General features: G+C 67.7%; 17 protein-coding genes. 12 read left to right on the top strand and 5 right to left on the bottom strand.

The genetic code is table 11. The features are described from left to right. Positions 1-25 precede the first annotated feature (25 nt). From ACTXG5_RS16870 to ACTXG5_RS16860, 3 genes are read left to right on the top strand one after another with little or no spacing between them, the layout of a single operon-like run. Positions 26-562 carry a bifunctional adenosylcobinamide kinase/adenosylcobinamide-phosphate guanylyltransferase gene (locus tag ACTXG5_RS16870; protein ID WP_445164458.1) on the top strand — a complete coding sequence of 179 codons (537 nt, stop codon included), beginning with the start codon at positions 26-28 and terminating at the stop codon, positions 560-562. Then, positions 562-1,632 (top strand): nicotinate-nucleotide--dimethylbenzimidazole phosphoribosyltransferase, encoded by a 1,071-nt coding sequence (cobT, locus tag ACTXG5_RS16865; protein ID WP_445159893.1) that lies wholly within the window; start codon positions 562-564, stop codon positions 1,630-1,632. Before ACTXG5_RS16870 ends, cobT begins: the two co-directional genes overlap by 1 nt. Continuing rightward, a complete protein-coding gene (locus ACTXG5_RS16860) occupies positions 1,629-2,387 on the top strand; it encodes an adenosylcobinamide-GDP ribazoletransferase (RefSeq protein ID WP_445159892.1) in 759 nt (252 codons plus the stop codon). The genes cobT and ACTXG5_RS16860 overlap by 4 nt, the downstream gene beginning before the upstream one ends. 11 nt (positions 2,388-2,398) lie before the next feature. Here ACTXG5_RS16860 and ACTXG5_RS16855 read toward each other — a convergent pair whose 3' ends face one another. Together ACTXG5_RS16855 and gcvT are read right to left on the bottom strand one after the other, a co-directional pair. Continuing rightward, a complete protein-coding gene (locus ACTXG5_RS16855; protein ID WP_445159891.1) occupies positions 2,399-3,505 on the bottom strand; it encodes a branched-chain amino acid aminotransferase in 1,107 nt (368 codons plus the stop codon). 55 nt (positions 3,506-3,560) lie between these two features. Next, a complete protein-coding gene (gene gcvT / locus ACTXG5_RS16850) occupies positions 3,561-4,664 on the bottom strand; it encodes a glycine cleavage system aminomethyltransferase GcvT (RefSeq protein WP_445159890.1) in 1,104 nt (367 codons plus the stop codon). A gap of 31 nt (positions 4,665-4,695) precedes the next feature. Between gcvT and ACTXG5_RS16845 the strand changes: the two genes are divergently transcribed. From ACTXG5_RS16845 to ACTXG5_RS16835, 3 genes are all read left to right on the top strand, one after another. Then, a complete protein-coding gene (locus ACTXG5_RS16845; protein ID WP_445159889.1) occupies positions 4,696-5,790 on the top strand; it encodes an adenylate/guanylate cyclase domain-containing protein in 1,095 nt (364 codons plus the stop codon). Between the two features lie 38 nt (positions 5,791-5,828). Beyond that, on the top strand, positions 5,829-7,376 hold the full coding sequence (locus tag ACTXG5_RS16840; RefSeq protein WP_445159888.1) for a leucyl aminopeptidase: 1,548 nt from the start codon (positions 5,829-5,831) through the stop codon (positions 7,374-7,376). Between the two features lie 83 nt (positions 7,377-7,459). Then, positions 7,460-7,798, top strand: coding sequence for an aminopeptidase (locus tag ACTXG5_RS16835; RefSeq protein ID WP_445159887.1), 339 nt, complete (start codon positions 7,460-7,462; stop codon positions 7,796-7,798). Positions 7,799-7,804: 6 nt separating this feature from the next. Here ACTXG5_RS16835 and ACTXG5_RS16830 read toward each other — a convergent pair whose 3' ends face one another. Further along, positions 7,805-9,580 (bottom strand): SDR family oxidoreductase, encoded by a 1,776-nt coding sequence (locus ACTXG5_RS16830; RefSeq protein ID WP_445159886.1) that lies wholly within the window; start codon positions 9,578-9,580, stop codon positions 7,805-7,807. A gap of 192 nt (positions 9,581-9,772) precedes the next feature. On the opposite strand from ACTXG5_RS16830, the gene sucB reads away from it, so the two are divergent. Together sucB and ACTXG5_RS16820 are read left to right on the top strand one after the other, a co-directional pair. Continuing rightward, positions 9,773-11,575, top strand: a complete 1,803-nt coding sequence (gene sucB / locus ACTXG5_RS16825) for a 2-oxoglutarate dehydrogenase, E2 component, dihydrolipoamide succinyltransferase (protein ID WP_445159885.1) — start codon at positions 9,773-9,775, stop codon at positions 11,573-11,575. 4 nt (positions 11,576-11,579) lie between these two features. After that, the gene (locus tag ACTXG5_RS16820; RefSeq protein WP_445159884.1) at positions 11,580-12,491 is read left to right on the top strand and encodes a TIGR01777 family oxidoreductase; all 912 of its coding nucleotides are present in this window, start codon (positions 11,580-11,582) and stop codon (positions 12,489-12,491) included. Here the strand turns inward: ACTXG5_RS16820 and ACTXG5_RS16815 are convergent, their stop codons facing one another. After that, entirely contained in the window at positions 12,492-13,868 is a 1,377-nt protein-coding gene (locus tag ACTXG5_RS16815; protein ID WP_445159883.1) for an HNH endonuclease signature motif containing protein, read from the bottom strand. Positions 13,869-14,010: 142 nt separating this feature from the next. Here ACTXG5_RS16815 and lipB point away from each other — a divergent pair, with 142 nt between their 5' ends. From lipB to ACTXG5_RS16800, 3 genes are read left to right on the top strand one after another with little or no spacing between them, the layout of a single operon-like run. Then, the gene (gene lipB, locus ACTXG5_RS16810) at positions 14,011-14,721 is read left to right on the top strand and encodes a lipoyl(octanoyl) transferase LipB (protein ID WP_445159882.1); all 711 of its coding nucleotides are present in this window, start codon (positions 14,011-14,013) and stop codon (positions 14,719-14,721) included. Further along, positions 14,718-15,656, top strand: a complete 939-nt coding sequence (lipA, locus tag ACTXG5_RS16805) for a lipoyl synthase (RefSeq protein ID WP_445159881.1) — start codon at positions 14,718-14,720, stop codon at positions 15,654-15,656. Before lipB ends, lipA begins: the two co-directional genes overlap by 4 nt. A 43-nt stretch (positions 15,657-15,699) precedes the next feature. Then, positions 15,700-16,452, top strand: coding sequence for a DUF4191 domain-containing protein (locus ACTXG5_RS16800; RefSeq protein WP_445159880.1), 753 nt, complete (start codon positions 15,700-15,702; stop codon positions 16,450-16,452). Between the two features lie 73 nt (positions 16,453-16,525). On the opposite strand, the gene ACTXG5_RS16795 is transcribed toward ACTXG5_RS16800, so the two are convergent. Continuing rightward, positions 16,526-16,939, bottom strand: coding sequence for an RDD family protein (locus ACTXG5_RS16795; protein ID WP_445159879.1), 414 nt, complete (start codon positions 16,937-16,939; stop codon positions 16,526-16,528). A 218-nt stretch (positions 16,940-17,157) separates the two neighbouring features. Between ACTXG5_RS16795 and glnA the strand changes: the two genes are divergently transcribed. Then, a complete protein-coding gene (gene glnA, locus ACTXG5_RS16790) occupies positions 17,158-18,594 on the top strand; it encodes a type I glutamate--ammonia ligase (protein WP_445159878.1) in 1,437 nt (478 codons plus the stop codon). Positions 18,595-18,607: the final 13 nt, after the last annotated feature.

Raw genomic sequence — 18,607 nt, 5'->3', positions numbered from 1 at the left:
GTTGCCGGAAAGCCTTCTGACCCCAGTGCGCACCCTGGTGCTCGGCGGGATCAGGTCGGGCAAATCCGAGTGGGCCGAGGAAGCCATCGCCAAGTCACTCTCACCCGGGCAGCCGGTTCGGTACCTGGCCCCCGGGCCGGACGGCCAGACCGATGCGGACTGGGCCCGCCGGGTCGCGCAACATCGCGACCGTCGGCCCGCGCACTGGTCGACGGTCGAAACCCGGGACATCACAACCGAATTGCGGCATTCGCCGGATACCCCGACCCTCGTCGACGACCTCGGCGGCTGGCTGACCGGAACGCTGGATCACCACCAGGCGTGGGAGAACGGATCGGTGGCAGCCCCGGTTCAGGAGATGCTCAGCGCGGTCGGCGCGTTTGAATCCACCCTGGTGCTCGTCAGCCCCGAGGTCGGGTTGACCGTGGTGCCCGCCACCGCATCCGGCCGTAGGTTTGCCGACGAACTGGGCTCACTCAACCAGCGCGTCGCGGCGTTGTGCGATCGGGTGGTGTTGTTGGTGGCCGGTCAGCCGGTATCGATCAAACCGTCGGTGGCGTGATGGAATTCACGCCGATCTCGCCGCCCGATGCGTCCGCTGCCGCGGCTGCTCGCGCGCGCCAGGACACGCTGACCAAGCCACGCGGCGCGCTGGGCCGTCTGGAGGACCTGTCGGTCTGGATCGCGTCGTGCCAGGGCACCTGCCCGCCACGGCAGTTTGAGCGCGCTCGGGTGGTGGTGTTCGCCGGTGACCACGGTGTGGCCCGGTCCGGGATGTCGGCCTACCCGCCGGAGGTGACCGCCCAGATGGTCGCCAACATCGACGCCGGCGGGGCGGCGATCAACACGCTGGCAGCGATCGCCGACGCGACCGTGCGCATCGCCGACCTGGCCGTCGACGCCGACCCGTTGTCGGAGCAGATCGGCGCCCACAAGGTGCGGCGCGCCAGCGGCGATATCGCCGTGCAGGACGCGTTGACCGACGAAGAGACGGCCAGGGCGATCGCGGCGGGCCGACAGATCGCCGACGAGGAGGTCGATGCGGGCGCCGACCTGCTCATCGCCGGCGACATGGGCATCGGAAACACCACCGCGGCAGCGGTTCTGGTAGCGGCGCTGACCAACGCCGAGCCGGTCGTGGTGGTCGGCTTCGGGTCGGGGATCGACGATGCGGGCTGGGCACGCAAGACGGCCGTAGTCCGCGACGCCTTGTTCCGGACGCAGCAGGTACTGCCCGACCCCGTCGCGTTGCTGCGCTCTTGCGGCGGTGCGGATCTGGCTGCGATCGCGGGCTTTTGCGCGCAAGCCGCGGTGCGGCGCACTCCACTGCTGCTCGACGGCATGGCGGTGACGGCCGCGGCCCTGGTCGCCGAACGGCTGGCACCGGGCGCGCGGCAGTGGTGGCAAGCGGGCCACCGATCCACCGAGCCGGCTCATGCGCTGGCGTTGGCCGCGCTCGAGTTGGACCCGATTCTGGACCTGCGCATGCGGCTGGGCGAGGGCACCGGCGCGGCGCTGGCGCTGCCGGTGCTGCGCGCCGCGGTGGCCACGCTGTCGTCGATGGCGACGTTCACCCAGGCCGGTGTCTCCACCCGGCCCGACGACGCTCCTGGGCCGGCTTCCACACCGTGATTCGTTCGCTGGCAACGGCTTTCGCGTTCGCAACGGTGTTGCCGGTGCCGGTTGCGGACGACGCTCCGATGGGCCGCGGCGCGATGACCGCACTACCGGTGGTCGGCGCGGCCTTGGGCGCGCTGGCCGCGGGTGTCACGTGGGGCGGGGCGCTCGCCTTCGGTGTGTCCAGCCCGCTGCCGGGATTGCTTGCGGTGGCAGCACTTTTGCTCGTTACCCGTGGACTGCACATCGACGGCGTCGCCGATACGGCCGACGGGCTGGGCTGCTACGGGCCGCCGCCGCGGGCACTGGCGGTGATGCGCGACGGGTCGACGGGACCGTTTGGTGTCGCGGCCGTCGTGCTGGTGATCACGTTGCAGGGATTGGCATTTTCGGCGCTCGGCGTGAGCTGGCACCACGGGCTTGCGGCGATCATCGTGGCGGTCGTTGCCGGCCGAGTGACCGCCGTGCTGGCGTGCCGCCGTTCGGTGCCGGCGGCCGACGGTAGCGCCCTGGGCGCCCAGGTCGCCGGCACCCAACCCATCCCGGTGGTCGCGGGCTGGATCGCGGTGCTGCTTGGGGTTTCGCTGGTGGCGGGTCCGCGACCGTGGCAGGGGCCGGCCGCGGTGTTGGTGGCGGCGTGCTGCGGCGCGGTCCTGGTCGGGCACTGTGTGCGCCGCTTCGGCGGCATCAGCGGCGATGTGCTGGGCGCCGCTATCGAACTGACCACGACGGTCAGCGCCGTGGCGCTTGCGGCGTTGGTCCGCTGCTAGCCGGAGGGGCACTAGCCCAGACGGGACATCCAGCCGTGGGTGTCGGCGAAGGTGCCGCGCTGAATGCCGGTCAGCGTGTCGCGCAGCGCCATCGTCACTTCACCCGGTTGGCCGTCGGCGATGGTGAACTCGGTGTCGGCGTACTTCACCCGCGCGACCGGCGTGATGACGGCGGCTGTGCCACAGGCGAATACCTCGGTGATCTCCCCCGCGGTGGCCTTCTTCTGCCACTCGTCGATATCGATCTTGCGCTCTTCGACGGTGAATCCGGCGTCAATCGCCAACTGCAGCAACGAATCCCGCGTGATGCCGGGCAGTAGCGAGCCGGACAGCTCCGGGGTGACCAGCCGCGACGACCCGCCGCTGCCCAGCACGAAGAACAGGTTCATGCCGCCCATCTCTTCGACGAAGCGACGCTCGACGGCATCCAGCCAGACCACTTGGTCGCAACCGTTTTCCGCGGCTTCGGCCTGAGCCACCAGCGACGCGGCATAGTTGCCGCCGAACTTGGCCGCGCCGGTACCGCCAGGGCAGGCTCGCACGTAATCCGTTGACACCCAGACGTCCACGGGGTTGACGCCGTTCTTGAAATACGCGCCCGCCGGTGACCCGATCAGCAGGTACCGATAGTGCTTGGCCGGCCGTACTCCCAGTCCGGGCTCGGTCGCGAAGATGAACGGCCGCAGATACAGGGCCTCTTCGCCGCCGGCCCGGGGCACCCATTCGCTGTCGACGGCGATGAGCTGGCGCAGTGATTCGATGAAGAGCTCTTCGGGCAGCTCGGGGATCGCGATACGCCGCGCCGACGAGCGCATCCGGGCGGCGTTGGCGTCCGGGCGAAACGACACGACCGAGCCGTCGGCCCAGCGGTATGCCTTCAGTCCCTCGAAAACCTCTTGGGCGTAGTGCAGCACGATCGCCGACGGGTCCAGCTGAATCGGGCCGTACGGAATCACTCGCCCGTTGTGCCAGCCCTGGCCGTCGGAGTAGTCGATCGACACCATGTGGTCGGTGAAGAATTTGCCGAAACCGGGGTCGGCCAGGATCGATTCACGTTCAACGCCGGACGCGGGATTAGACGCGCGTTGAACGGTGAACTCGAGAAGGCCGCTCGTCATGCGCCGATTGTATATGCGGGTGCCAACGGGATTTTGCCGCGTGAACGGGCGGCGGCTAGCGGGTTTTCAGCTCGACGAACGGCGGACGCACCACTTCGCACTCGGCGGCGCGACCGCGGACGTCGACGGTGACCTGCTGGCCGTCTTCGACCCCCGCGTCGGTGTCGATCAACGCGAGCGCGATGCCGGCCTGCAGCGTCGGCGAAAACGTCCCGGATGTGGTGACCCCGACCGGTTTATCCCCGGCGAGCACCGTCAGCCCGGGCCGCAACACACCGCGGCCCAGCATCCGCAGACCGCGCAGCAGCCGTCGCGGCCCCGCCGACTTCTCGGCCAGCAGCGCATCGCGGCCGAAGAACGCGTCCTTCTTCCAGCCGATCGCCCAGCCGCAGCGAGCCTGCAGGGGCGAGATGTCGAGCGACAGCTCGTGCCCGTGCAGCGGGTAGCCCATCTCGGTGCGCAGGGTGTCACGGGCCCCCAGGCCGGCCGGTTCGCCGCCGGCCGCTGAGACCGCCGTCGCCAGCGCGTCGAACACCACACCCGCGGACTTCCAGGGCGGCAACAGTTCGTAGCCGTGTTCGCCGGTGTAACCGGTGCGGCAGACACGCACGGGCACGCCGGAATATTCGGCGTCGGCGTACCCCATGTAATCCATGCCGGTCGGCAGCCCCAGCTCGGCGAGCACGTCGGCCGATCGCGGACCCTGGACCGCCAGCACGGCGTAGTTGCGGTGCTCGTCGGTGATCGTCAGGCCGGCGGGCGCCGCGTCCTGCAACGCCTCGACCACCGCGGCGGTGTTGGCGGCATTGGGCACCAGAAAGATCTCGTCGTCGTCGACGTAGTAGGCGATCAGGTCGTCGATGACGCCACCGGATTCGGTGCAGCACAGTGTGTATTGAGCCTTGCCCGGCGTGATACGGCCCAGGTCGTTGGTCAGCGCGGAGTTGACGAACTGCGCGGCACCCGGTCCGCGGATCAGCGCCTTGCCGAGGTGGCTGACGTCGAACAGGCCGACCGCGTTGCGGGTCGCATTGTGCTCACTGACCGTGCCTGCATAGGACACCGGCATCAGCCAGCCGCCGAACTCGGCAAAACTGGCGCCCAACTCACGGTGGCGGTCTTCCAGTGGTCCCGTCAGCAGTTCCGGCGCATCGCTCACGACGTCTCACCCTAGTGGCACACTTTGATAGGTGATCGATCCGCTGGACTCCGATGCGCTTGAGGCCGCGGGAATCGCCAACCCACACGAGCGGGCCGACCTGATCAAGTATCTGGACGACCTTGGCTTCACGGTCGAAGAAATGGTGGAAGCCGAACTCCGCGGCCGGCTGTTCGGCCTTGCCGGTGATGTGCTGTCGTGGTCGGGGCGCCCGATCTACACGTTGCAGACCGCGGCCGAGGAACTCGGGATAGCAGCCGAGGATGTCGCGCGCGCCTGGGCTTTGCTCGGCTTGACTGTCGCCGGTCCCGATATTCCGGTGCTGAGTCAGGCCGACGTCGACGCCCTGGCAACCTGGCTCGCGCTCAAGGCGGTGGTCGGCCCGGACGGTGCATTGGGCCTGCTGCGGGTACTGGGCGCCGCCATGGCCAGGCTCGCCGAGGCCGAGGCGACGATGATCCGCGGCGGGACGCCGGACATTCTGATGACCCACACCCGCGACGAGCTCGCCACCGCGCAGGCGTACCGCGCGGTCGCCGAGTTCATCCCCCGACTCGGGGCATTGATCGACACCGTCCACCGACACCACCTGATCAGCGCCCGGACCTACTTCGAGGGTGTCCTGCGCGACGCGTCGTCGTCGGTGGTGTGCGGCGTTGGTTTCGCGGATCTGTCCGGCTTCACCGCGTTGACGCAGGCGCTGACGCCGGCGGAGTTGTCGTACATGCTCAACGAGTTCGCCGGCACCGTCTCCGACGTCGTGCATGCCGACGGCGGCCGGGTGGTGAAGTTCATCGGCGACGAGGTGATGTGGGTGAGTTCGTCGCCCGAGGCGCTGGTGCGGGCGGCGATTGATCTCGTCGACCACCCCTCGGCGCGCGAGGAAGGGCTGCAGGTCCGCGCCGGTCTGGCGTTCGGCACGGTCGTGGCCATCAACGGCGACTACTTCGGCAACCCGGTCAACCTGGCCGCCCGACTCGTTGCCGCAGCGGCGCCAGAACAGATCCTGGCCACCTCCGAACTGCGTGACATGTTGCCGGACTGGCCCGCGGCCGCCCAGAGTCTGTTGACACTCAAGGGTTTTGACGCCCCGGTCGCCGCATTCGATCTGCGCCCAAGGACATAGCCGATCTAAGCCCCATCCCGGTGACTAGGGTAATTCCTGTGAGCACCGAATCCGGATACCAGGCCCCTGCCGTCACTGTCGCCACGTCGCTGCCTAAACGCGGCGCGGGTTCGTCGGTATTGCTCGTGCCGGTCGTCTCGACCGGTGACGAAGACCGGCCGGGCGCGACCGTTGTCTCCGCCGAGCCCTTCCTGCCCGCCGAAGCGGTCGCCGAGATCGAGGCCGGCCTGCAAGCGCTGGACGCCACCGGCGGCAGCGAACAGGTACACCGGCTGGTGGTGCCCTCGCTTCCGGTGGCCAGCGTGCTCACGATCGGCCTGGGCAAGGCGCGATCCGATTGGTCTGCCGACACCATCCGGCGTGCGTCCGGTGTGGCCGCGCGTTCGCTTGGCGGCGCCGAAACGGTGATCACCACGCTGGCCGAGTTGCCCGGCGACGATGTCGGCTCCGCCGCCGTCGAAGGGCTGATCCTGGGCAGCTACCGGTTCACCGCGTTCCGCAGCGGCAAGACCGCGCCCAAAGACAAAGGGCTCAGCAAGATCACCGTGCTCGCTACCGGCAAGGATGCCAAGAAGCAGGCCGCCCACGGTGCGGCCGTCGCGGCCGCGGTCGCCACCGCTCGCGACTTCGTCAACACCCCGCCCAGCCACCTTTTTCCCGCCGAATTCGCCAAGCGCGCAAAGACTTTGGGTGAATCCGTCGGCCTTGAAGTGGAAGTGCTCGACGACAAGGCGCTGCAAAAAGCCGGCTACGGCGGGATCATCGGCGTCGGGCAGGGCTCGTCGCGACCACCGCGGCTGGTGCGGCTGATCCATCGCGGTTCGAAGCTGGCCAAGAAACCCAAGCAGGCCAAGACGGTGGCCCTGGTCGGCAAGGGCGTCACGTTCGACACCGGCGGCATCTCGATCAAGCCGGCCGCCTCAATGCATTACATGACCTCGGACATGGGCGGTGCCGCCGCGGTGATCGCGACGGTCACGCTGGCCGCGCAGCTCGAGCTACCGATCGACGTGATCGCCACCGTGCCGATGGCCGAGAACATGCCGTCGTCGACGGCGCAGCGCCCGGGCGACGTGCTGACGCAGTACGGCGGCATCACGGTCGAGGTGCAGAACACCGACGCCGAGGGCCGGCTCATCCTGGCCGACGCCATCGTGCGGGCATGCGAGGACAACCCGGACTACCTGATCGAGACGTCCACGCTGACCGGTGCGCAGACGGTGGCGCTGGGCGCCCGCATCCCCGGGGTGATGGGCAGCGACGAGTTCCGTGACCGGGTCGCGGCGATCTCGCAGCAGGTGGGCGAAAACGGCTGGCCGATGCCGCTGCCCGACGACCTGAAGGATGACCTGAAGTCCCAGGTGGCCGACCTGTCCAATATCAGCGGCCAGCGCTTCGCCGGCATGCTGGTGGCCGGGGTGTTCCTGCGCGAGTTCGTCGCCGACGGGGTGGGCTGGGCGCACATCGACGTTGCTGGACCGGCCTATAACACCGGCAGCCCGTGGGGGTACTCCCCGAAGGGCTCCACGGGTGTACCGACCCGGACGATGTTCGCGGTGCTGGAGGATATCTGCGAAAAGGGCTAGTGCATGGCTGAGACTGCGTGGGTTTAGACCACCCACGCCGCGGCTAACCTGCCTACCGATCGGTACTCGACGGGAGGCGAATCATGACGGTTCGACGGTTGATCCTCGGTGTGGCCGCCGTGCTTCTAGTAGCCGGTGTGATCGGGCTTTTGGTGCCGATGTCGGTATCGGACGGCAATGGCAGTTCCATTGGCTGCGGCAATGCGGTCGTCGCGGATCTCACCCCGGCGCGCAACGCCAACGACAAGAGCGTGGCCAACATTCCGATCGTCAACCAATTCGTGCCGCACACCGACTATGTGGCGCTGTGCGAATCATCGCTGGGAAGCCGGCGTACGTGGACCATCCCGGTGACCGTCCTCGCACTCATTGGGATCGCCGGTGCACTGTTGGTGCGGCGTGAAGGCGTGCCAGCGGGCTGAGCCGGTCTAGATCACCCGGAATCGCGCGGTGCTGCGTAGCGCCTGTGGCAGCAGCCGCGAAACGCCATAGAGCGCATAGGCTTCCGGCGCTACCGGCCGGATGGGCTTGTTCTTCTGGACCGACGACAAGATCGCGTCGGCGACCTTGTCCGGCCCGTAACGACGCAGCGCGAACAGCTTGCCCAGCTGCCCCCGCCGGCCGTCGACCTGCTCATCCTGCTTGCCGCCGGGCGCATCGAACCGGGTGGTGTTGATGATGTTCGTGTCGATCACACCGGGACAGATCGTGGTGAGCCCCACGTCGGCGGCGTCGAGTTCGGCGCGCAGGCAGTCGGAGAACATGAAGCTCGCCGCCTTGGAGGTGCAGTAAGCGTTCAGCGATTGCAGCGGGGCGTAGGCGGCCATCGACGACACATTGACGATGTGCCCGCCGGTGCCGCGCTCGACCAGGCGCCGCCCGAACGCCCGGCTGCCGTTCACCACGCCGCCGAGATTGACGTCGATCACCCGGTCGAACTGTTCGGCGGGGGTGTCCAGGAACTGACCGGCCTGCCCGATGCCCGCGTTGTTGACCACGATGTCGGGCACGCCGTGTTCGGCGCTGACCCGCTCGGCGAAGGCCTCGACCGCATCGGTGTCGGACACGTCCAGGACGTAGGAGTGCGCGATCCCACCACGTGCGGTGATCTCGGCCGCGGTCTCCTTGACGGCGGCTTCGTCGATGTCGCTGACGACGAGTTCGGCGCCCTCCCGGGCGAATGCGTATGCGGTTTCCCGCCCGATTCCGCTGCCGGCGCCGGTGACCGACACCAGGGTGTCGCCGAAAGACCCGCGCGGGCGGCCTATCTGCGCGCGCAGCAGCGCACGGCTGGGCGCTTTGCCGTCGGCCAGGTCGGCGAAGTCGTGCACCGCCGCGGCCATCACCTGCGGGTGTGACATCGGAGAAAAGTGCCCGGCCTTGATGTCGCGCCGCCACAGCCGCGGCACCCACCGCGCGGTCGCGTCGTAGCCATACGGCCGGACGTACTTGTCGCGGGTGTTGACGATCAGCTGCACCGGCACGTCGACGACGCTGATCGCCTGGCCGCGACCGGAGAACGAACGAAAGTAGTTGGCGGGATAGGTTTTTACCGAGCGAGCCGCATCTCTGGCGAAGTTGGCGGAGTGATGGATCTGCTCATCGGGAATGTTATCGACGGCATTGCGCCGCAGCGCGGGCACGGACAAAGCCGCCCGAAGCAACAGCGGTGCCAGCACCGGGATCGAGAACAGAATCATGTAGGTGAGTCGCAACGCCTGGCTGATCGAGCGGGCAAACCGTCGCGGGCGCCACGGTTGGCGCAGACCGGCGAAGATGTAGTCGACCAGTTGCTCCTGGCTCGGGCCGGACACCGACGTGAACGACGTGACCCGGTCGCTGGCACCCGGCCGTTTCAGGTACTCCCAGATACCCACCGAACCCCAGTCGTGGGCCAGCACGTGCACGGGCTCGCCGGGGCTCAGCTCACCTGTCACCGCGGCGAAGTCGTCGGCAAAGCGAGCCATCGTGTACGCCGAGACCGGTTTGGGGGCCGCCGACAGGCCGACACCGCGGTTGTCGTAGCGGATGATCCGGAACCGCTCGGCCAGCAGCGGAACGACCCCGTCCCACAACACGTGCGAATCCGGAAAGCCGTGTACCAGCACGACCGTGGGACCGTCCGGGTTGCCTTCTTCGTAGACCGCGATGCGGACGTCGTCCGCGCTATCGACGAACTGTTGGGGTGCCTGTGTTGCCGGCATCGGATCTCCGCCTCCCCGCGATTTAGCTGTGACTACCAGTCGGCCACACCGTAGCAAGCGGGTCAGCCCTGGATGCGTGCCGACGCAGAGGCAATGACAGGATAGTTTTGACGTCAACTCGCAGTACACCACGGTGTGGTAAGTCAGATGTCGACCTGCCCCGACCCACGAGCAATCGAGGAGTCAGAAGAGATGGCCTTCTCTGTCCAGATGCCGGCACTCGGTGAGAGCGTCACCGAGGGGACGGTCACCCGCTGGCTCAAGCAGGAAGGCGACACGGTCGAACTCGACGAACCGCTCGTCGAAGTGTCGACCGACAAGGTCGACACCGAAATACCGTCGCCCGCCGCGGGTGTGTTGACCAAGATCGTCGCCCAGGAGGACGACACCGTCGAGGTCGGCGGTGAGTTGGCCGTGATCGGGGACTCGTCCGAAGGCGGCGCCGCCGAAGCGCCCGCACAGGCGCCCAGCCAACCTGCCGCCGAATCCCCGCCGGAACCGGAGCCCGAGCCCGCTCCCGCGGCCCAGCCGGAGCCCGAGCGCCAGCCCGAACCCGCAGCACAGGCCGCCCCACAGGGCGAGGGCAGTTCGACGCCGGTGCTGATGCCTGAGCTCGGCGAGTCCGTCACCGAAGGCACCGTGACTCGCTGGCTCAAGAAGGTCGGCGATTCGGTCCAGATCGACGATGCGCTGGTCGAGGTGTCCACCGACAAGGTGGATACCGAGATTCCGTCACCGGTAGCCGGAGTCCTGCTCAGCATCACCGCCGATGAGGATGCCACCGTGCCGGTCGGCGGTGAGTTGGCCCGGGTCGGCTCCAGCGCCGGCGCTGCGTCTGCTCCGCAGCCGCCGCCCGCCCCCAAGCCGGAGCCCAAGCCCGAACCGGCTCCCCAGCCGAAGGCCGAGGCCCCACCCCAGGCTGCCGCCAAACCCGCTCCCGCACCGGAGCCCAAGCCGCAGCCCAAGCCCGAGCCGACACCGGCTCCGAAGGCCGAACCGTCCCAGCCGGCGGCGCAGGCCCAGGGCTCGGATTCAGAAGGCGCACCCTACGTGACCCCGCTGGTCCGGAAACTGGCCACCGAAAACAACATCGACCTCACCGCGGTGAAGGGCACCGGGGTCGGTGGCCGCATCCGCAAGCAGGACGTGCTGGCCGCCGCACAGCAGAAGCAAGAGGCCGCGAAGGCGCCTGCTCCGGCCGCGGCTACTCCCGCTGCACCGGCAGCCCAGGTTCCCGCGGCGGCGCCCACTCCGGCACCCGCGCTGGCGCACTTGCGCGGCACCACGCAAAAGGCCAGCCGGATCCGCCAGATCACCGCCAAGAAGACTCGCGAGTCCCTGCAGGCCACGGCTCAGCTCACCCAGACCCATGAGGTCGACATGACCAAGATCGTCGGGCTGCGGGCCAGGTCCAAGACGGCGTTCGCCGAGCGCGAGGGGGTGAATCTGACCTACTTGCCGTTCATCGCCAAGGCGGTGATCGACGCGCTGAAGATTCACCCCAACGTCAATGCCAGCTACGACGAGGACTCCAAGGAGATCACCTATTACGACGCCGAGCACCTCGGGTTCGCCGTCGACACCGACCAGGGCCTGCTCTCCCCCGTCGTCCACAATGCCGGGGACCTGTCGCTGGCCGGGCTGGCCCGCGCGGTCGCCGACATCGCCGACCGCGCCCGGTCGGGCAACCTGAAGCCGGACGAGTTGTCCGGCGGCACTTTCACCATTACCAACATCGGCAGCCAGGGCGCGTTGTTCGACACCCCGATCCTGGTTCCGCCGCAGGCCGCCATGCTCGGCACCGGCGCGATTGTCAAACGACCGCGGGTGGTAGTCGACGATAGCGGTAACGAATCGATTGGGGTGCGCTCGATTTGCTACCTGCCTCTGACCTACGACCATCGGCTGATCGACGGGGCCGATGCCGGACGATTCCTCACCACGATCAAGCACCGGCTCGAAGAGGGAGCGTTCGAGGCCGATTTAGGGCTATAGCAAAGTGACCACGCCCGTCGTCGCGATTGCGGGTTCGTCCGGTCTGATCGGCTCCGCCTTGGCTGCGGCCCTACGCGCCGCCGACCATCGGGTGCTGCGCATCGTGCGGCGGACACCGGCGAATTCCGATGAGCTGCACTGGAATCCCGAGAGCGGCGAGTTCGACCCCGACGCGCTCGCCGAAGTCGACGCGGTCGTCAACCTGTGCGGCGTCAACGTCGGCCAGCGCCGGTGGTCGGGTGCCTTCAAGCAGAGCCTGCGGGATAGCCGCATCACCCCCACGGAGGTGCTGGCCACCGCGGTCGCCGAAGCCGGCGTCGAAACCTTGATCAACGCCAGCGCCGTGGGTTACTACGGAAACACCAGGGACCGCGTGGTCGACGAAAATGACCGGGCGGGAACGGGTTTCCTGGCCCAGCTCTGCGAGGACTGGGAGGCCGCCACACTGCCGGCCCAATACGGCGGTGCCCGCGTCGTGCTGGCCCGCACCGGGCTGGTGCTGGCCGCGGGGGGCGGTGCGTTGCGCCGGATGCGCCCGCTGTTCTCGGTGGGCCTGGGCGCCCGGCTGGGCGGTGGCCGTCAGTACATGTCGTGGATCAGCCTGGAAGACGAAGTGCGGGCCTTGCTGTTCGTCATCTCGCATCCGTCGCTGTCGGGCCCGGTGAATATGACCGGACCCGCGCCCGTCACCAACGCCGAGTTCACCACCGCATTCGGCAGCGCGGTCAATCGTCCGACCCCGCTGATGCTGCCGGCCTTCGCGGTGCGGACCGCGCTCGGAGAATTTGCCGAAGAGGGGCTGCTGACCGGTCAGCGCGCGATCCCGTCCGCGTTGGAGCGCGCCGGTTTCCAGTTCCACCACAACACCATTGGCGAAGCGCTCGGCTACGCCACCGCCCGGCGCGACCACGACTGATTACGCGACGTCTGGATCGTCGAGGTCGTGCAGCAGCTTCTCGGGGTGGTGGAAGGTGTTGGTGCGTGGTTGACCGCGGTCTAAGTGCGGGGGCGGAATCCACTCGGTGTCACCGTTAGCGCGTTTTCGGGTGCTCCAGCCGCGGGGTCGGAGCAGTCGGTGGTGAGGCCCGCAGGTCAGGGTGAGGTTGTCGATGTCGGTGGTATGGCATTGTGCGAAGTCGGTGACGTGGTGGACTTCGCAGTAATAACCGCCGACGTCGCATCCAGGTGCTGAACAACCAATATCCTTGGCGTAGAGCACGATTCGTTGGCCGGCCGACGCGAGGCGTTTGGAGTGATACAGCGCGACGGGTTTGGCTTTGTCGAAGACCGCCAGGTAGTGGTGGGCGTGGCGGGCCAGACGGATCACGTCGGACATCGGTAGCCGGGTGCCGCCGCCGGTGATTCCGTGGCCGGCGGCCGCTTCCAATTCGGCCAGGGTGGTGGTGACGATGATCGAGGCCGGCAGCCCATTGTGTTGACCGAGGCTTCCGGACGCCAACACGCTGCGCAGGGCGGCGTTGAGGCCGTCATGGTTGCGCTGGGCGGGGCTGCGGGGGTCACCGTCGATCGCCTGTTGGGTAGGTGCGCCGTCGGTGCAGGGAGTGCGGTCGCTGGGGTTGCACATGCCGGGGGCGGCGAGTTTGGCCAACACCGCCTCCAGGCTCGCGCGGAGCTCGGGGGTCAGCCAGCCACTCAGCGCCGACATGCCATCGGCCCCTTGCTCGCGCAGCGTGACTCCGCGGCGGTGGGCGCGGTCGTCATCGGTGTAGCTGCCGTCGGGATTGAGGCAGTCGGCGAGGCGATCGGCCAGTCCGGCGAGTTGGTCAGGCCGGTACTGCGAAGCCAACCTGGCCAGATCGGCTTCGGCCTGGTCGCGGGTGGCCTGATCGATCCAGCCAGGTAGTTGGTGGTAGAAGCGGCGGATGACCGCCACATGACCGGCCCCGAGGCGCCCGGCGCGCTGCGCGGCCGCGGTGGCCGCCAATACCGGCGGAATTGGTTCACCGGTGAGCCCATGCCGCTGGCCCAAATCAGCGGCGTCGCGGACCCGCCGGGAGGCTTCGGCACGGGTGACCAGCGTCCATTCGGCCACCGCGTGGGAGAGCTTGCCGCCGATTTCCTCCGCGGTGGCCTCCTGCGCAAGCTTGTTGATCAGTCCATGTTCGGCGGCGGGTAGGCGTCGTCGCACCTTCTCGCAGCGCTCTAGCAACGCCAAGCACTCGCGGCTGTGCAACATTTCGGAATCGAGCCCGACGACGGTATCGAGCGCCGCATCCACCACATCAAAAGCCGCCGTGAAGGCTTCGGGATCCGCAACGACACCTGAACTCATACTGCGAAACTAACCCGACCCACCGACAAAAAATGCCGCCCAGAAACCACTGAAACATAAGTGACACAAGTGATTACAGTGACGACGACGGTCAATCGTCGATGCGCGAAGCGGGCCGCACGATCACCCGAGTAACCTCGCGATGATGAGCTCTATCCGGTCGCACGCCACCGCGATCGACGTCCGCCAACTGGGGACCGTCGACTATCGCACCGCCTGGCAGCTGCAGCGTGACCTGGCCGACGCCCGGGTCGCCGGCGGCAGCGACACGCTCCTGCTGCTGGAGCATCCCGCGGTCTACACCGCCGGACGGCGCACCGAGCCGCACGAACGGCCGGTCAGCGACGCCCGCGTCGCAGATGTCATAGACACCGACCGCGGCGGCAAGATCACCTGGCACGGTCCGGGGCAATTGGTCGGCTACCCGGTCATCGGGTTGGCCGAACCGCTCGATGTGGTCAATTACGTTCGGCGCCTAGAGGAATCGCTGATCAAGGTGTGCGCCGACGTGGGCCTGGAGACAGCGCGAATCGAAGGGCGGTCCGGGGTGTGGGTGCCCGGCGGCGCCGGCCGGCCCGACCGCAAGGTCGCCGCGATCGGCGTCCGGGTCTCGCGCGCGATCGCCCTGCACGGGTTTTCGCTCAATTGCGACTGCGATCTGGACGCGTTCGCGGCCATCGTGCCGTGCGGCATCAGCGACGCCGGGGTGACCTCTCTATCCGCCGAATTGGGGCGCAGGGTGACCGTCGACGATGTCCGCGCGGCGGTCGCAGTCGCCGTCTGTGATGCCCTGGACGGCCATCTCGCCCTTAGCTGGCGGCCCACCGGCGCCCGCGTAGCATCGACACCGTGACAGTTGCGCCCGAAGGCCGCAAATTGCTGCGCTTGGAAGTGCGCAACGCGCAGACCCCAATTGAGCGCAAGCCACCGTGGATCAAGACGCGGGCCCGGATGGGACCGGAGTACACCGAGCTCAAGAGCCTGGTCCGGCGGGAGGGGCTGCACACCGTCTGCGAAGAGGCCGGCTGCCCCAATATCTTCGAATGCTGGGAAGACCGGGAAGCCACCTTTTTGATCGGCGGTGATCAGTGCACCCGTCGTTGCGACTTCTGCCAGATCGACACCGGCAAGCCAGCCGAACTGGACCTCGACGAGCCACGCCGCGTCGCCCAAAGCGTGCAGACGATGGGGTTGCGTTATGCCACCGTCACCGGCGTCGCCCGCGATGACCTGCCCGACGGCGGAGCATGGCTGTACGCCGAGACCGTGCGCGCCATCAAAGAACTCAACCCGTCGACCGGCGTCGAACTGTTGGTCCCCGACTTCAACGGCGAGCCCGCCCGCCTTGCCGAAGTCTTCGAGTCGCGCCCGGAAGTGTTGGCGCACAACGTCGAAACGGTGCCCCGCATCTTCAAGCGGGTTCGGCCCGCGTTCACCTACCGGCGCAGCCTGGGCGTGCTGACGTCGGCGCGCGACGCCGGGCTGGTCACCAAGAGCAACCTGATTCTCGGCCTCGGCGAAACCCCCGACGAGGTGCGCACTGCCCTGGCCGACCTGCACGACGCCGGTTGCGACATCGTCACCATCACCCAGTACCTGCGACCGTCGGTGCGGCACCACCCGGTGGAGCGCTGGGTAAGGCCGGAGGAGTTCGACGAGTTCGCGAAGCACGCCGAGGGGTTGGGCTTCGCGGGCGTGCTGGCCGGGCCGCTGGTGCGCTCGTCGTACCGGGCGGGCCGGTTGTATGAGCAGACCGTACGCAGCCGCACCTCGGACGCTCTGGGGTAACTCGGGCCCGTCGGCCACCCGCCCGCACGTATTCTTAGTGATTATGGCTAAACCCCGCAGTACTGCCGAGAACAAGGCCGCCCGGGCAGCAGCGCAGGCCGCCCGGAAGGCCGCGTCCAAGGAGCGCCGCGGCCAGCTGTGGCAGGCGTTCAACCTGCAGCGCAAACAGGACAAGCGCCTGCTCCCTTACATGATCGGCGCCTTCGTCCTGATCGTGAGCGCCTCCGTGACGGTGGGCGTGCTGGTCGGTGGGCTCACCATGATCACGCTGATCCCGCTTGGCGTGGTGCTGGGCGCGCTGGTGGCCTTCATCATCTTCGGCCGCCGGGCCCAGAAATCGGTCTACCGCCAAGCCGAAGGGCAGACCGGCGCGGCGGCCTGGGTACTGGACAACCTGCGCGGCAAGTGGCGGGTCACTCCGGGTGTGGCCGCCACCGGACACTTCGACGCGGTGCATCGGGTGATCGGCCGGCCGGGCGTCATCTTCGTCGGCGAGGGGTCGACGGCTCGGGTCAAACCGCTACTGGCCCAAGAGAAGAAACGCACCGCCCGGCTGGTCGGCGACGTGCCGATCTACGACGTCATCGTCGGCAACGGCGACGGCGAGGTGTCGCTGGGCAAGCTGGAGCGTCATCTGACCCGGCTTCCGGCCAACATCAGCGTCAAGCAAATGGACGCCCTGGAGTCGCGGTTGGCCGCGCTGGGAACACGGGCCGGTGCCGCAGTCCTGCCGAAGGGACCACTACCCAACGCCGGCAAGATGCGCGGCATGCAGCGCACCGTGCGCCGCAAGTAGCTCAGCGATCGTCGGGCTTAGCGGCGATCGCAAGCGCGGCAAAGCCGAGCGCAGCGGGTCGCCGCCATCGGATTCAGCGCCGCACCACTGCCGTGTTGGTCAGCCGGTCTTGCACGCCGCGCCCGTCCCAGTCGGTGAACAACGCCGGGACCACAAAGGCGACCAGCAGCCCGCGCGCGGCCACCCGACCGACGCCCAGCCGTCCGTCCAGGGCCACCACGCCGAGACCGAGCGCCAGCTGACCGGGTGTGAAGCCGAACAGCCGCACCGCCACCAGGCCGAGCAGAAACCAGATCACCAGCACCGCCGTCGACAACATCCGTTCGGAGAAGAGGCCAAACGCCATGGCCAGTGCTGCCAGGCCGTAGGCAATCAGCCAGTCGACCAGCAGTGCCGCCATGCGGCGTCCCATCGACGCCAGCGACCCCGGCCCACTCTTTGGCAGGCCGAGCGTCTCGCCGGGGTATGCCGGGCGCGACTCGGGCATCAGGTCGTCTCGACCGGAGGCCGGTACAGGCTGCAGCGCCCGCGCGGCCGACCAGATACGATCTTGCGATCCATGGGCCTCACAATAGAACCCGCCGGTGCTCCGCTCTGAGTTGTGGGACGCGTGGTCACGTAACCTCCGCGCAACATGGGGTTGATGGGCGGGCAACATCATCTCCATAGCGTCAGGCCGCGGATTATCAAGCAAAGGAGCTTTCAGTGACGGAAAAGACGCCCGACGACGTCTTCAAGCTCGCCAAGGATGAGAACGTCGAATTTGTCGACGTGCGGTTCTGTGACCTGCCCGGCATCATGCAGCACTTCACGATTCCGATCTCGTTCTTCGACCAGAGCGTTTTCGACGACGGTTTGGCCTTCGACGGCTCGTCGATTCGCGGCTTCCAGTCGATCCACGAGTCGGACATGTTGCTCCTGCCCGACCCGGCGACCGCGCAGATCGACCTTTTCCGTGAAGCCAAGACGCTGAACCTCAACTTCTTCGTGCACGATCCCTTCACCCTCGAGGCGTACTCGCGCGACCCCCGCAACGTCGCCCGCAAGGCGGAGAACTACTTGATCAGCACCGGCGTCGCCGACACGGCGTACTTCGGCGCCGAGGCCGAGTTCTACATCTTCGACTCGGTGACCTTCGATTCCCGCACCAACGGCTCGTTCTACGAAGTGGACGCGATCTCCGGATGGTGGAACACCGGTGAGCCGACCGAGAACGACGGCACCCCCAACCGCGGTTACAAGGTCCGCCCCAAGGGCGGGTACTTCCCCGTCGCCCCCGTCGACCACTACGTCGACCTGCGCGACAAGATGCTGCAGAACCTGATCACGTCCGGTTTCAGCCTGGAGAAGGGCCACCACGAGGTAGGCACCGGCGGCCAGGCCGAGATCAACTACAAGTTCAACACCTTGCTGCACGCGGCCGACGACATGCAGCTGTACAAGTACATCGTCAAGCAAACCGCATGGCAGAACGGCAAGACCGTCACGTTCATGCCCAAGCCGCTGTTCGGCGACAACGGCTCCGGCATGCACACCCACCAGTCGCTGTGGAAAGACGGCACCCCGCTGATGTACGACGAGACCGGCTACGCCGGCCTTTCGGACACCGCGCGCCACTACATCGGCGGCCTGTTGCACCACGCACCGTCGCTGCTGGCCTTCACCAACCCGACGACGAACTCTTACAAGCGACTGGTTCCGGGTTACGAGGCGCCGATCAACCTGGTCTACAGCCAGCGCAACCGGTCGGCGTGTGTGCGCATCCCGATCACCGGCAGCAACCCGAAGGCCAAGCGGCTGGAGTTCCGCTGCCCCGACTCGTCGGGCAACCCGTATCTGGCCTTCGCGGCCATGCTGATGGCCGGCCTGGACGGCATCAAGAACAAGATGGAGCCGCAGGCTCCGGTCGACAAGGACCTCTACGAGCTGCCGCCCGAAGAGGCCGCCAACATCCCGCAGGCACCGGTCCAGCTGTCCGCGGTGATCGACCGGCTGGAAGAAGACCACGAATACCTCACTGAGGGAGGCGTTTTCACGCCTGACCTGATCGAGACGTGGATCAGCTTCAAGCGCGAAAACGAGATTCTGCCGGTCCAGATCCGGCCGCACCCGTACGAGTTCGCGCTGTACTACGACGTCTAGAGTCGTCGAAAAC

This window comes from Mycobacterium sp. Dal123C01 (assembly GCF_052566995.1).
This window is presented reverse-complemented; position numbering and strand designations above follow the sequence as displayed.

What these genes read in the sequence shown, in the direction of transcription:
- cobT (WP_445159893.1), top strand. Translation starts at nt 562, where the DNA reads ATGGAATTCACGCCGATCTCGCCGCCCGATGCGTCCGCTGCCGCGGCT.
- ACTXG5_RS16855 (WP_445159891.1), bottom strand. Translation starts at nt 3,505, where the DNA reads ATGACGAGCGGCCTTCTCGAGTTCACCGTTCAACGCGCGTCTAATCCC.
- ACTXG5_RS16835 (WP_445159887.1), top strand. Translation starts at nt 7,460, where the DNA reads ATGACGGTTCGACGGTTGATCCTCGGTGTGGCCGCCGTGCTTCTAGTA.
- ACTXG5_RS16830 (WP_445159886.1), bottom strand. Translation starts at nt 9,580, where the DNA reads ATGCCGGCAACACAGGCACCCCAACAGTTCGTCGATAGCGCGGACGAC.
- sucB (WP_445159885.1), top strand. Translation starts at nt 9,773, where the DNA reads ATGGCCTTCTCTGTCCAGATGCCGGCACTCGGTGAGAGCGTCACCGAG.
- ACTXG5_RS16815 (WP_445159883.1), bottom strand. Translation starts at nt 13,868, where the DNA reads ATGAGTTCAGGTGTCGTTGCGGATCCCGAAGCCTTCACGGCGGCTTTT.
- lipB (WP_445159882.1), top strand. Translation starts at nt 14,011, where the DNA reads ATGATGAGCTCTATCCGGTCGCACGCCACCGCGATCGACGTCCGCCAA.
- ACTXG5_RS16800 (WP_445159880.1), top strand. Translation starts at nt 15,700, where the DNA reads ATGGCTAAACCCCGCAGTACTGCCGAGAACAAGGCCGCCCGGGCAGCA.
- ACTXG5_RS16795 (WP_445159879.1), bottom strand. Translation starts at nt 16,939, where the DNA reads ATGCCCGAGTCGCGCCCGGCATACCCCGGCGAGACGCTCGGCCTGCCA.